This is a genomic window from Burkholderia sp. MSMB1589WGS (assembly GCF_001636105.1).
Lineage (GTDB): Bacteria > Pseudomonadota > Gammaproteobacteria > Burkholderiales > Burkholderiaceae > Burkholderia > Burkholderia humptydooensis.
Genome location: NZ_LNJT01000007.1, coordinates 1 through 13,133 on the forward strand (window position 1 = coordinate 1; position 13,133 = coordinate 13,133).

General features: G+C 69.0%; 8 protein-coding genes and 3 pseudogenes. 2 read left to right on the forward strand and 9 right to left on the reverse strand.

Annotated features, from left to right (window positions below; genetic code table 11):
- Positions 1-317: 317 nt before the first annotated feature.
- From WT16_RS34345 to WT16_RS08120, 3 genes and pseudogenes are all read right to left on the reverse strand, one after another.
- The gene (locus tag WT16_RS34345; protein WP_197486460.1) at positions 318-614 is read right to left on the reverse strand and encodes a hypothetical protein; all 297 of its coding nucleotides are present in this window, start codon (positions 612-614) and stop codon (positions 318-320) included.
- A 167-nt stretch (positions 615-781) separates the two neighbouring features.
- Positions 782-3,281: pseudogene (locus WT16_RS08115) on the reverse strand (DUF3772 domain-containing protein).
- Positions 3,282-3,446: 165 nt separating this feature from the next.
- Positions 3,447-3,824: pseudogene (locus WT16_RS08120) on the reverse strand (4Fe-4S binding protein); the annotation flags it as partial.
- A gap of 518 nt (positions 3,825-4,342) precedes the next feature.
- Between WT16_RS08120 and WT16_RS08125 the strand changes: the two are divergent.
- A complete protein-coding gene (locus WT16_RS08125) occupies positions 4,343-6,046 on the forward strand; it encodes a dihydroxyacetone kinase family protein (protein ID WP_015602023.1) in 1,704 nt (567 codons plus the stop codon).
- 130 nt (positions 6,047-6,176) lie between these two features.
- Here WT16_RS08125 and WT16_RS08130 read toward each other — a convergent pair whose 3' ends face one another.
- From WT16_RS08130 to WT16_RS33540, 6 genes are all read right to left on the reverse strand, one after another.
- The gene (locus tag WT16_RS08130) at positions 6,177-7,208 is read right to left on the reverse strand and encodes an aromatic ring-hydroxylating dioxygenase subunit alpha (protein WP_063533808.1); all 1,032 of its coding nucleotides are present in this window, start codon (positions 7,206-7,208) and stop codon (positions 6,177-6,179) included.
- Positions 7,208-8,215, reverse strand: coding sequence for a Rieske 2Fe-2S domain-containing protein (locus WT16_RS08135; RefSeq protein WP_063533082.1), 1,008 nt, complete (start codon positions 8,213-8,215; stop codon positions 7,208-7,210). Before WT16_RS08135 ends, WT16_RS08130 begins: the two co-directional genes overlap by 1 nt.
- 9 nt (positions 8,216-8,224) lie before the next feature.
- Positions 8,225-9,520, reverse strand: a complete 1,296-nt coding sequence (locus WT16_RS08140; protein WP_063533083.1) for a cation:proton antiporter — start codon at positions 9,518-9,520, stop codon at positions 8,225-8,227.
- 144 nt (positions 9,521-9,664) lie between these two features.
- Complete coding sequence (locus WT16_RS08145; RefSeq protein WP_009912243.1) at positions 9,665-11,107, reverse strand: NAD(P)/FAD-dependent oxidoreductase; 1,443 nt, start codon at positions 11,105-11,107, stop codon at positions 9,665-9,667.
- Positions 11,108-11,245: 138 nt separating this feature from the next.
- A complete protein-coding gene (locus tag WT16_RS08150) occupies positions 11,246-11,944 on the reverse strand; it encodes a hypothetical protein (protein ID WP_009912245.1) in 699 nt (232 codons plus the stop codon).
- Positions 11,945-12,184: 240 nt separating this feature from the next.
- Positions 12,185-12,463 carry a hypothetical protein gene (locus tag WT16_RS33540; RefSeq protein WP_156521412.1) on the reverse strand — a complete coding sequence of 93 codons (279 nt, stop codon included), beginning with the start codon at positions 12,461-12,463 and terminating at the stop codon, positions 12,185-12,187.
- 100 nt (positions 12,464-12,563) lie between these two features.
- Here WT16_RS33540 and WT16_RS08155 point away from each other — a divergent pair.
- Positions 12,564-13,111, forward strand: a pseudogene (locus tag WT16_RS08155) (NAD(P)-binding domain-containing protein); the annotation flags it as partial.
- Positions 13,112-13,133 lie beyond the last annotated feature (22 nt).

A 13,133-nucleotide genomic window follows, 5' to 3' on the forward strand; every position in this document is an offset into this window, starting at 1 on the left:
CTGGCCCGACAAGCCCGACTGGCCTTCGCCGAATCGATAGGTTTGCGACGTTTGCGCGCGAGCAGCCGTCGTCAACGCGAATGCGACGCACGCGGCCGCGATGAAGATCGAAAGCTTCACGTATGGGCTCCTCTGTCCAAATGGGGCGCACGAGCATAGCGCGATTGCGGTGCGCCGACCTTTCCGCCGGCTTGCGTCGAACGATGCTTGACGATCGTCCGGCGCATTCGATTCCGGCGTGGCGCGCGCCCCGGCATGCGTGCCGGACGCCTTTCGACGCATGCGGCCGTCGCCGGGATCGACGCGCGGCGACGGCGTCAGTCAGTATGGGCGATTGTCGTCGCGCGCCGGTCGTCGCGCCAGCGGCCGCCGTCGCGCCGGTCGCCGTCACGGTAGCCGCCGCGATCGTCGCGCCGGTCGTCGTCGCGACGATAGTATTGCGGCGGATGCGCGCGCTCCCATTCGTCGCGCTCCCAGTAGCGGTGGCCGTCCCAATAGCGCTCGCCATGCCAGCCGATGCCGACGTCCACGCCGACGGCGGGCTCCGTCGGATACACCGCACAGCCCGAGAGCAGCGCGCTCGCGACGAGCGGCAGAATCATCAGTTTTTTCATGGTCGCGCCATCCATTGAAGCGGGTTCGTGGTTCCCATCATAGAAAGCCGGCGAATTCCCGCGTGTAATGGATTGCAACGCGATATGACGTGGGCCCGCGGAGTGAACGGACATTCGTGCACGGCCGCATCCGCATCGGTCCACGCCGATCCGCGCGCCGGCTCGCGTCATTCGCTCGGCGGCGGCAGGTTCTGCACCATCAGCGTCTGCGGATTCGACAGCGGAATGCCCGCCGCGCGCAGCCGCTTGAGGATCTCGAACAGCAGGTCACTCTTCGTCGCCGCCGTGATTCGCGGACTGCCGACGTAGCCCGTCACGCTGAGCGTGATCCCGTCCGGCGTCAACTGGCTGAACGTGACGGACGGCGCGGGCTTCTCGAGGATCGACGCATGCTCGCGGTACGCGTCGAGCAGCAGGTCGCGCACCTGCTCGGGATCGGTGTTGAGCGCAAACGTGAGCGTCAGCGTCGCGACGCGTCGAGCAGCAGGTCGCGCACCTGCTCGGGATCGGTGTTGAGCGCAAACGTGAGCGTCAGCGTCGCGACGCCCTGCGTGCTGTTGCCCATCGTCACGTTGCGCAGGTTCTGCGAGATCAACTGCGAGTTCGGCACGATCACCATCGAGCGGTCGGACAACTGGATCTCGGTCGCGCGCACGTTGATCCGGCGGATGTCGCCCTCGACGCCCGAGATGCTGATCATGTCGCCGACCTTCACCGGCCGCTCGGTGAGCAGGATCAGCCCGGACACGAAGTTCTTCACGATCTCCTGCAGACCGAAGCCGATGCCCACCGACAGCGCGCTCACGATCCACGCGAGGTTGTCCCATTTGACGCCGAGCAGCGACAGCGCGAGCAGCACGATCGCGACGTAGCCGAGATTGCTGAACAGCGTGATGAGCGACGCGCGCATGCCTTGATCCATGCCGACCGCGGGCAGCAGCTCGTTGTCGAGCCAGCGTCGCACCGAGCGCAGCAGGTAGATGCCGATCGCGAGCGCGAGCGCCGCGTTCAGGATGCGGTCGGGCACGATGTTCAGACGCTGCAGGCGCTCACCGCCGAACATCGAGATCACGCTCACGAGCAGGTCGTTCGGCGTCGTTCCGAAGCCGCCCGTCAGCAGCGCGACGACGGCGACGAGCAGCAGCACGCTCGTGCTGATTCCGGTCAGCACGGTTCTCGCCTGATCGAGGTGGCCGTCGTTCAGCCCGAACAGATTCTTGATCAGCCTGCCGCTCGACAGGTTCGCGGAGAACGCGCTCGCGTACGCGTCGCGGGTGAGGCGGGTCAGCAGATACGCGCTGCCGAGCACGATCTCGAACCAGACGAGCTCGTAGGTGAGGAAGCGGGCGACCGAGATGTAGCCGACGAGGAGCGCGACGAGCGCCGCGACGACGGTCAGCGTGACGCCCGCGTGGATCAGCCCGCGAGCGTCGAGCGGGCCTCGGGCGGCTCGCCAGCGGCCGCGAGCGCGGTGCGCGCGCGGTTCGCGCGCAGCAGCGATGCGCCGATCGTCACGACGACGACGAGCGACACGATCCCGCGCCCGAACAGCGTGACCTGCAGGCTCGTGTCGGCGGTTCGGTTCAGCTCCTCGAGCGCACCCGCGACGAGCAGCAGCGCCGCGAGGATCGCCGGGAACGGCCGCATCGCGAGCGCGACTTCGTCGGCGAGCGCGGGCAGCCGCCAGCTCGGGTGGCGCGTGCACAGCAGCGCGCGGCCGAGGCCCGCGATCAGCGCGCAGGTCAGCGCGAGCTTCGCGAGTTCGTCGGCGAAATCCTGCAGCGCGCTCGTCAGCACGACGTCGCGCGTGAGCGCGAGGTAGACGAACTGCACCGCGATGCCCGTCGTCACGATGCTCGACACCGCGATCGACGTCGCGAGCGCGCTGCGCCGCACGCGGGTCTCCGGCAGCTTCGTCAGGCTGAACCACGCGAGCGCGCGCTCGGCGAGCCGCCCGCCGAGCGTCCACACGGCGAGCGCGGCGGCGAGCAGCAGCGCGGTGCCGAGCCGGCGGCCCGGCTCCCATGCCGCGCTCAGCACTTGCCCGATCTGCGCGCTGAACGCGTCGAGCTCCTGCCGGTCGTCGTCCGACGGATGAACGAGCGGCGCCCAGAATTGCGCGCCGAGAATGCTGCCCGAGCGCAGCACGAGCTGGTCGCGCAGCAGGCTGCGGCGCAGCTTCGAGTATTGCTGCATCAGGTTCGCGAGGCTTTCCTTTTCGTCGGCGGCCTGTTTCAGCGCGGCGTCGAACTGCGTCTTGCGCGCATTCAGATCCGCGCGCTGACGCGCGACGGCGGCCGTCTCGGGCGCCGCGCCCGGCGCGGGCGGCGGCCCGAGCACGTCGAGCTGCGCCTGAAGCTGCGCGCGCGTGGGCACGAGCGCGGCCGTCAGCTTGTCGACGTCGGCCGCCAGCGCCTGCGTCGATTCGTCGAGCGCGTCCAGTTGCTTGTAGGTCGTCGCGGCCGACGCCTGCTGCTTGATCCGGTCGAGCGCGGCCTGCACGCGCTTGAGCTCGGCGAGCGCCTCGTCGCGCGAGATCGTCGGCGCGGGCGGCACGGCGGCGCCCGATGCGAGGTCGGCCGCCGCCGCCGCGGGCAGCGCCGCACAGAAAAGATGCAATAGGCCAATCAGCGCGACGCGGCGCGCAAATGTCGCAAGACGAATCATCGGGAAACCTTACGGATCGGTTGTGCGAACGGACAACCGGATTGCGCTGTAGATTGCCACGGTTTTTCGGCTTGCGGATTGCCGACGACAATCCGAAACAATTGAAAGGAAAACGAAATATTTTTGCCGGCCGCGCCGGGCCTTTGCGCGCTGGCGCGCCGCGCGTCAGACCCGCTCGATCGGAATGTACCGTCCATCCTTGCCGACGGGCGTGAGCGGCAGGCTGGCCTTTTCGCGGCGCTTGCGTTCCTTCGACAGCGGCGGGCAACTGTGCTCGTCGTAGTACATGACCATGCAGTCGAGGCAGAGCAGGCACTCCATCGGGTCGATCCGGCCGGCCGTGTCGATCGCCTGCGAGCCGCAGCCGACCGCGCACGCATGGCAGCTCGTGCATTCGGGCTTGCGCCGCAGCTTGAGCAGCCGCAAGCGCCCGGGCAGCGCGAGGCTCGCGCCGAGCGGGCACAGGTACTTGCAGAACGGCCGCTCGGCGAAGATCGACGCGCCGACGACGGCGGTCCAGAACAGCACGAACGGCCACGAGCGGCGCGCACGCGGCCGCGTCGGCGCCTTTCAGGCGCGCGAGGAAGCGCAGCGTCTCGAGCCCGGTCAGGTTGTCGTACAGCACGACGTTTTCCGGCAGATAGCCGAGCGTGCGCCGCACGGCGCGGAACCGCGGGTCGCGGGCCGACACGCCGTCGATCCGCACGTCGCCCGCGTCGGCGGCGAGAAGGCCGAGCATCAGTTGGAACAGCGTGCTCTTGCCCGCGCCGTTGCGGCCGATGTCCGCCCGCGGGCAGGCTGCGACGCGATGCACGAGCGCGCGCCGTTTGCGAGCGAAAGCGGGGACCGCCGCGAACGCACCGTGAACCGGTCCCGATGGCACAATGCACGGCAGCGTGCCGGCCGGCCGGTCGGCAACGAAGAGGAGGCTCGCGCACGAAGCGGATGCTCCGCATGCACCGAATCGCACGCCGCATCGCACGCCGCATCGCACGCCGAATCGCACGCGCCCGCTGTCGTGACGAGCCGCCGCCCTCACTCACAGTCAGGAAATCGCCGCCATGAAAAAGCTCGTCAACCACCCGTCCGATGTCGTGCGCGAAATGCTGGAGGGCATCGCGCGGCAGTCGCCGCACGTCGCCATTCTCGGCGACGAACACGTGCTGATCCGGCGGCCCTTGCCGGAGCCGGCGCAGCGCCCGGTCGCGGTCATTTCCGGCGGCGGCAGCGGCCACGAACCGGCGCACGGCGGCTACGTCGGCGCGGGGATGCTGAGCGCGGCGGTGTGCGGCGAAGTCTTCACGTCGCCGTCCACCGACGCCGTGCTCGCCGCGATTCGCGCGACGGCGGGCCCGAACGGCGCGCTCCTCATCGTGAAGAACTACACGGGCGATCGCCTCAATTTCGGTCTCGCGGCCGAGCTCGCGCGCGCGGAGGGCATCCCGGTCGAGATCGTCGTCGTCGCGGACGACGTGTCGCTGCGCGAACTCACCGGGCGCGGGCGGCGCCGCGGCATCGCCGGCACCGTGCTCGTGCACAAGCTCGCCGGCGCGGCCGCCGAGCGCGGCCTGACGCTGCCGCAGGTGGCCGCCGTCGCGAACGAGGCGGCGGCGAACCTGGGCACGATGGGCGTCGCGCTCGACGGCTGCACGATTCCGGGCGTCGAACAATCCGGCTTCAGCCTCGCCGATGACGAAATCGAGCTCGGTTTGGGCATCCACGGCGAAAAGGGCGTGCGGCGCACGGCGCCGATGCCCGCAAACGCGCTGGCGGAAACGCTCGTGGCGACGATCGTCGACGATCAGCCCGTCGCGCGCGGCGACCGCGTCGCGCTGCTCGTGAACGGGCTCGGCGCGACGCCGGACATGGAGCTCGGCATCGTGCTGCGCGCGGCCTACGACAGCCTGAGCCGGCGCGGCGTCGAGGTGGCGCGCGCGTGGGCGGGCACGTTCCTGTCCGCGCTCGACATGCCCGGCTGCTCGATTTCGCTGCTCAAGCTGAGCGACGGCATGCTCGCGCTGCTCGACGCGCCGACGCAGGCGCGAGCGTGGCCCGGCGGCGGCGCGGTGAACCGGGACATTCGCGTGGCCGCGGCCGAACCCGGCCCGGGCGACCGGCTGCCGGAATGGGCGACGGGCGGCGCGGCGAGTGCCGACGGGCTGCGGCCCGCGTTGCATGCGGTCGCGGCCGCGCTGATCGACAACGAGCCGGTGTTGACCGAACTCGATTCCATCGCCGGTGACGGCGATCTGGGCGCGAGCATGCGGCGCGCGGCGAACGCGATTCTCGCGCTGCCCGCCGATGCGTATCGGGGGCCGGCCGTGCTGCTCGCCGCGCTCGGTGCCGCGCTGCGCCGGGCGATCGCGGGCAGTTCCGGGCCGTTTTACGCGACGGCGCTCGTGCGGGCGGCCCGCCGGCTCGCCGACGCGCCGGCGCCGAGCGCGCGCGACTGGGCGGGCGCGTTCCGCAGCGGCGTCGACGCGATCGGCGATCTGGGCGGCGCGAAGCCCGGGGACCGCACGATGCTCGATGCATTGGTGCCTGCCGTCGATGCGCTCGAACGCGAGCTGTCGGCCGGCAGGCGCGCGAGCGATGCGTGGGCGGCGGCCGTGCGCGCCGCGGAAGAGGGCGCGGCAAAAACCGCAGGCATGACGCCGCGCGCGGGACGCGCGAGCTACCTGGGCGCGCGCGCCGTGGGATCGCCCGACGGCGGCGCGGTCGCCGTGGCGTGCTGGTTGCGCGCGTTGCAGCCGCACGTCGCGTAGCGGCTAATCGCGTGCTGCCCGGGGGCGCGCGCCGTCGCCCGCGTCGCCGATCGAGGCCGGTCGGGCGATCCGGCGCGCCCGGCCCTTCCGGCGGCGAGCGCAAGCCCGTCGTTAGCGTGAACAGACCCTTCTATGGGGACGGCATGCCGAGGATGCCGCGCGCATCCTGGCCGGGGAGCGCATCGGCGGCGTAAGAGAAATCGCCGTCGAGCTGCCGCCGGGCGAGCTGCCGCAACAGGAGCCGGTAGCGCAGGCCCGCGCGGTCGAAGCGCGAAAACAGGTCGCGGCGCTCGCCGGCTTCCTGGTAGCGGCCGTTCTGCGGGCCGACCATCCGGTTGTCCTGCGGCGCGACGACATAAGGCGTCAACGGCATCAGCACGCGCAGCGGCCAGGGCGTGGACGTCGCGTTCAGCGCGAAGCTGAGCCGGCACCGGTCGCGTGACTCCGGCAGGCACGGGTGGAACAGCGGCAGGTCGATGCCCGGCGTATAGCGGCCGTACGCGAGCGCGACCGAGCTGCGCACATGCACGTGAATCACCGCGTGAACGTCCTGATGCTTCGCGCGCACGCCGCCGAACCAGCGCATGATCGGCGCGACCGACTTGTGCGTGCAGCGCCGGATCATCGTCACCGTCTCGGACGTGAACTGCACGTCGATCCGGTCCTCGTCGGAACGCTCGTTGCCGAGCACGTTCGCATGCAGGAAGTCCGCATGCGTCAGGTCCAGCAGATTTTCGACGAGGAGGGGCGAGCAGCAGTCGAGCCGGACATTGCCCTGCATGTGCGGAGGCAGCCCGCCGTCGCGCGGCAGAAACGGCACGTCGGGCACGAGCGCGTCGCTCGCGTCGCCGGGGTCTCCGTACCAGATCCACACGTAGCCGTATCGCTCGAGCACCGGATAGCCGTCGGCGTCGACCGGCGAATCGGACGCCGGGCGTCGCGCGGCCGGCAGGTCGGGGTGCCGCCGCGATGCGTGAATGCGTCCGCCCGCGCGCCACAGAAAGCACGGTTGCGAGTGGAGCCGCCAGCGCGATGCGCGCGCGCCGACTTCGAACGCGTGGGCGAGCGGAAACCATGCGTTGCGCAGGCGAATCCCGCCGGGCACCCAGTCGTCGCTCGGGCGGCTTGCCGCCTCGATATCTTCGTTGTCGACGGTCAGCATCATCCTTTCCTCGCACACGGTAATCGATCGGGCCCGCGCGCGGCGGCGGCACCCGCGGACCGCGAGTACGGGCCGAGCCAGGCGCGCGAGCAGGTCACGTCGAGCCTCGACAGCGCGCGTGCGTCGATCTGCTCGCGCATCGCGAACGGCGCGCGGCGCAGCCGCGCCCACAGGCGCAGCAGCGTGGCGTCGGCGCCGCTCGCGTCAGCCGCGATGCCGCCGCGCCACATGACGTTCGTCGCGCCGCGCGCCGCGGGAACGACGGCGATCGACGCCCACAGCGCCGTCTCGCCGTCGCGCGTGTCGAGCTCGACCGACGCGAGCGCATCGTCGCGCGGCGGCGCGAGCCGCAGCGTCCACGGATAATGCGCGCCGAACCGGTGATTGTGCGCGCGCGCCGCCCACGTGACGCCGCGCTCCATCTCGATGCGGCCGCCGCGCGGCTCGGGGTCCGCGATCACGTAATCCGTGATGCGCAGGCCGGCGATGCGCATCAGCAGATGCGGGCCGTCGGCCAGCGCGGCGACATACTCGTCGCATCCGACGGCGACCGTCGCGCAACCCGCGAACCGCTGCGCGCAACGCGACGCGGGCGCAGGGGGCGCGGCCGGCTTTCGCGTGTCGGCGCCGTGGGCCGCGCGGCCCCACACGTAGCCGTCGTGCTCGAACGTTTCGTAGGCGCGCACCGCATAGTGCGGCGGCACCGGCTCGCCTTGCGACAGATTCGGGATCGCGACGCATGCGCCCGACGCGCCGTCGTAGATCCAGCCGTGATAGCCGCACTGCAGTCGGCCGTCGGGCGTCACGCGGCCGAGCGACAATGGCGCGCGGCGATGCGCGCAGCGATCCTCCATCGCGCGGGCGGCGCCCGATGCATCCCGATACAGCACGAGCGGCTGTCCCATGCAGACGACGCCGAGCGGCGCCCGGGCGCTCACCTGCTCGGACAGCGCGAGCGGCAGCCAGCGCGCGGCGGAATCGGAACGAAGCGTTGCGACGGTCTCCATCATGGGCGTTCATCGCGATGGCCGCGATGCCTCCGGCAAGTCGGGCAAGTTTGGCAAACGCGCATCGGCGGCGGGCATGCGTCGCGCGCGAGGCGGCTGCCGCTTCGCGAGCCGGTGGGTCGACATGGCGCTCAGCCAGGTCATCGTCAGCGTCGCGATCAGCAGGACCGTGTACAGCGAGACAGGAATGATCCTCAGTTGCAGGCCGATCGCGAGCACCATCAGCTCGACGGTGCCGCGGCAGTTCATCAGCACGCCGATCAGCGTCGCCTCGGTGCGATCGATCCCGCATAGCCGCGCGCCGGCGTAGCAGCCGCCGAATTTCGCCGCCACGCCGCCGATCAGGAACGCGACGAGCCACCCCCACGCCGCGCCGCCGTCGAGCGCGGAAAACGACGCGCGAAAGCCCATGCTGACGAAGAACAGCGGGATCAGGACGAGGTCGGCCAGCCCCGCGAAGCGCGCATCCCACCACTGCCGCAGATCGTCGCGGCCCGACAGGGCGACGGCTGCGACCAGGGCGCCGAACGCGCTGTGAAAGCCGAGCCGGGAGGCGGCCCACGACGACAGCAGCAGATAGCCGAGCGCGCAAATCAATGTCGCCGATCCGCTGCGGTCCCGGCGCGCGCGATCGAGCAGCCACAGGACGATCTTGCGCACGAGCGTGATCGACGCGACGAAGAACGCGACGAGCACGCCTAGCGCATGCAGCGTCGACGCAGGCGACAGGCCGGATGTCGCGATCGCGCCGACGGCGGCGAGAATCAGCCAGCCGAGCGCGTCGGTCAGCGTGGCCGCGAGTATCGACAGCGTCGCCGCCGGGCGATGCGCGATGCGCGCGTCGGCGACGATGCGCATCATGACGGGCAGCGCCGAAACGGACAGCGCGATGCCGCAGAACAGCACGTAGGCGAGCGGCGACGCCTGCGGCTGGAACGCGTGCGACGACGCGATCGCGATCACGCTGCCGGTTGCGAACGGCAACGCCATCCCGCACGCCGCGACGACTGTCGCGACGAGCGCGGCGGAGCGTCTTTGCGGAATCGTCCATGCGATGTGCGTGCCCGTCTGGAACATCAGGAAAACGAGCCCGAGCTCGCCGAGCCGGGAGAGGATCGCGGCCGACTCCTCGCCGGGCAGCACGCCGTGCCCCGCGGCGGCGAGCGCGCCGAACGCCGATGGGCCGAGCAGCAGCCCGGCGAGCAGTTCGCCCACGACGCGCCCTTGGCCGAGCCGCTGCGCGAGCGCGCCCAGCACGAATGCGACGACGATCACGACGCACAGTTGCAGTATCCAGTCCGCCATCTTGTCCCGGCTCCTCGCGTTTGGTGCATGCCGATGAGCGCGCCGTGCGCCGGCGCATCGGCCCGGTGCGCCGCGCGCAGGGTCGGGGCCGCCGCGGCGGCGGCCGTTCGACGCATGCGCGCGGATTGCCGCCAAGCGCGCGGGCTACATCGCGGCGACGCGCTGCAGGCCGAGCCGGGGCCGGGTCGACACGTAAAGCCCGTCGAGCGCCATGTTCGCCGACAGGCAGGGCAGACCCTCGATCGCATCGAAGAAGCGCGCGTTGTCCTCGGCTTCCGGGCTGCCGATCGCCGATGCGAGCGCCTCCTTGTTCTTGCGAAGCGCGAGGTTCTGATCGATGCGGCGGGACATTTCGCCCATCAGGTGCGACGTGGCCTGCTCGACGTCGGCGATGTCCTCGAGGCCGGAGACGAGATTCAGGAACGCGCGCCGGATGTCGCCCGCCTCGATCATGTAGTGGCTCAGCTCGTCGGCCTTGCTGAAGTAGCCGAGCTTGCCGTGCGCCTCGTAGAACGTCTGCACGAACACGAGGAAGCGCAGATAGGCCTGCCGGTAGCTGTCGCGATAGTACGCGGCGGCTTCCCGCTCGGCCACCTCGCCGCGCAGGATGCTGGCGAGCGACGCGGCGGCGAGCATGCCGCTGTACATCGCGAGGTGCACGCCCGTGGACAGCAGCGGATCGAGAAAGCACGCGGCGTCGCCGGACAGGAAGTAGCCGTCCGCCGCGAACGAATCGCAGGTGTACGAATAATCCTGCTCGGTCCTGAGCGGCGTGACGAGGCGCGCGTGTTGCGTGAGCTTCGTCATTACCGGGCTCAGCGCGAGCGCCTGCTCGTAGACCTGCTCGAGCGAGCCGGCGCGCTTCGCCGCGAGGAACGCGTCGCGATGCATGACGACGCCGACGCTCGTCGGGCGGTCGGCGAGCGGGATCGCCCACCACCAGCCGTCCGGAATCGAGCTGACGAGAATCGAGCCCGGCGCGCAATCGTCGGGCCAGCTCAAGCCTTCCCAGTAGCCCCACGCCGCGACGTTGCGGAAGATCTCGTGAAATTTGCGGTTGTTCAGGTAGCGGGTCGACATCAGCCCGTTGCGTCCGGACGCGTCGACGAGATAGTCGAACTCGACGGTCGCTGTCTCGCCGGAATCCTGCGCGACGCACAGCGCGGCGCACGGGCGGCCGTCGTCGAACAGGATCTCGCGCACGCTGACGCCTTCGTGCACCTGCGCGCCGACCGTGCGCGCATGCTGCAGCAGCAAGTGGTCGAATTCCTCGCGGCGCACCTGGTAGCTGTAGTGATAGGTGCCGCCCAGCTCGCCGAAATCGAGTTTCCAGGTCTCGCCTTTCCAGTTGAAGTACGCGCCGGGCTTGCGCTGGAAGCCGTGGCGGTCGAACGTGTCGCGCGCGCCCATCAGCGTGAGGATTTCGAGACACGACGGCAGCAGCGATTCGCCGATGTGATAGCGGGGGAACACCTCCTTGTCGACGAGCGTGACCTCGACGCCCTCGCGGGCGAGGAATGCCGCGCCGGTCGCGCCGGCCGGCCCGCCGCCGATGACGAGGACTTGTGTGCGATTCGGAAGACGCATGCTTGTTTCTCCTTGTATGGGGGACGTCATGACCGCGAGCGCGTGCGCTCCCCGGATCGGCGATTCGATTCGGAGCGCTTGACGATTCAGCCGGACTCCGGCTTCGCGAATCATGCCCGGGCGCTGCCCGGGGGCTCGTCAGTTGGCGAGCGCCAGTTTGTTGACCTCGTACTTGTAATCGAGGAACGCGATGAAGCTGCGGAAATGATCGTCGACGATCGACTGCGCGTCCGCGCGCTTGTCGGCCGACAGCGGCTCGTCGAAGAAGACCGATTCGTTGATCGAATGATCGAGTTCGCTGTCGATGTGCTCGGCGCCCAGATAGCGCAGCGTATTGCCCGTATCCGCTTCGTAGGCCGCCGCGAGCTTGCGCGACGTCGTGAAGAAGACTTTCGACGTCGCCTCGCCGGCCTCCATCGACGCCATCTTCAGCAGCGGACAGTTTCCGCACCGGCGCGCGCGCGACACGAGCGAATACATGTACTGGCGCACGGGGCTGCCGAGATCGGCCCAGATCACATTGATCGCGCTTTCGCAATCGAACGCGCGATTGTTCACGCCGAGCGTCTTGATGTCCGACACCATCATGTGCCAATGCTCGCTGTCGACGTCGACGTGATCGTTGATCGCGTTCTGCAATTCGTCTTCCGGCTTTTCGTAGTGGTAATACATGCGATTGATGTCGCGAAAGGTCATGGCCAGGTGAATCAACAGCGGCGACCAGACGCGCATCATTTCCTTGATTTGGGGAAGGGTGACTGCTTCGAGCTGCGGGAAGACCGGGTGGTCGAGAAGCGCGGCCTTTTTTCTATGAATTGTTTCGAGAATTTCCCTCATGACGCAAACTCCTGTGGTGAACGAGTCGCATTGTTGTGGGGGGATCGAGGCCGAAAATTTCGAGCGGATTGTCTTGCCTCAGGACGGAGTCTAGGTGCATATGCGGATATGTCAATAAAACGGAGGGTGGAATTTTTTTAAAGAGAATGAATCGTTCTCGATCGTGATTTTAAAAATAAAGAGAGACCGATTGGTTATTTCATTGAATGAATGGTGTTCGATGATTTGATGGATTGTTTTTTACAAAAAGAAAGGGCGCCAATGCGCTTGCGGTAAACGGTGGAATCGAGAATTTTGATTGACGCATTTCTCGCGAAAAACGAAATACGGGCGGCGAATCGGCTCGCCGGCGCGCAAATGCGTTCGGCGGCTCGGGGCCGATTGCCAAAATGAAGGGCCGCTTCGGCGCGACCGGGCGCTTTCGCCGCGCCCCGCTGTCGCATGAGCGGCTTTTTGCTCGCCAGCGACGACAAAAATCATCGTTTCGCGCACGGCGGCGTCTGCGAAGAATGTCTGCATTCCCACTCGCGCGTTGCGCCGCGCGTCGCCGCGGCGGCCGACACAGGCCGCGCCCGACAGCGGCATCGAAGCGGCGGCTGGCTTCGATCGAGCCGCCTTTCTGAAGGAGACAGCCGTGGCCGCTGAAACAACGTCAATCGATACGCTCGTCGCGAACGGGCCGGCACGGCACGACCGGTTCCCGGGCCTCGGGTTCGAGGGTCTCGATCCGGATGCGTTCGCATCGAAGGATCAGGTGGCCGACTACTTCGAAGCGTATGCGAGAAGGATCGACGCGCCGATCCGCACGGGCGTCGACGTGACGCGCGTCGCGCGAGCGGCCGGCCCGGCTTCGTCGTCGACACGTCAGACGGCGTGATCGACGCGCGCCGCGTGGTCGTCGCGACGAGGCCGTTCCAGCGGCCCGTCATCCCGCCCATCGCGCCGCCGGATGCGCGCATCGAGCAGATCCATTCCGCCGGCTATCGCAATCCGGGCCAGTTGCCGGACGGCGGCGTGCTGGTGGTCGGGGGATCGTCGGGCGTGCAGATCGCCGACGAGTTGCGGCGCGCGGGCCGGCGCGTCTATCTGTCGATCGGGCCGCACGATCGTCCGCCGCGCTGCTATCGCAATCGCGCCTTTTGCTGGTGGCTCGGCGTGCTCGGCGAGTCGGTTCATATCAGCCTTTCCA

Bases quoted from the DNA above. Each gene is read 5' to 3' on its own strand.
- WT16_RS08130 (WP_063533808.1), bottom strand. From the start codon at position 7,208: ATGCTGACCGTCGACAACGAAGATATCGAGGCGGCAAGCCGCCCGAGC.
- WT16_RS08125 (WP_015602023.1), top strand. From the start codon at position 4,343: ATGAAAAAGCTCGTCAACCACCCGTCCGATGTCGTGCGCGAAATGCTG.
- WT16_RS08135 (WP_063533082.1), bottom strand. From the start codon at position 8,215: ATGGAGACCGTCGCAACGCTTCGTTCCGATTCCGCCGCGCGCTGGCTG.
- WT16_RS08140 (WP_063533083.1), bottom strand. From the start codon at position 9,520: ATGGCGGACTGGATACTGCAACTGTGCGTCGTGATCGTCGTCGCATTC.
- WT16_RS34345 (WP_197486460.1), bottom strand. From the start codon at position 614: ATGAAAAAACTGATGATTCTGCCGCTCGTCGCGAGCGCGCTGCTCTCG.
- WT16_RS08150 (WP_009912245.1), bottom strand. From the start codon at position 11,944: ATGAGGGAAATTCTCGAAACAATTCATAGAAAAAAGGCCGCGCTTCTC.
- WT16_RS33540 (WP_156521412.1), bottom strand. From the start codon at position 12,463: ATGCAGACATTCTTCGCAGACGCCGCCGTGCGCGAAACGATGATTTTT.
- WT16_RS08145 (WP_009912243.1), bottom strand. From the start codon at position 11,107: ATGCGTCTTCCGAATCGCACACAAGTCCTCGTCATCGGCGGCGGGCCG.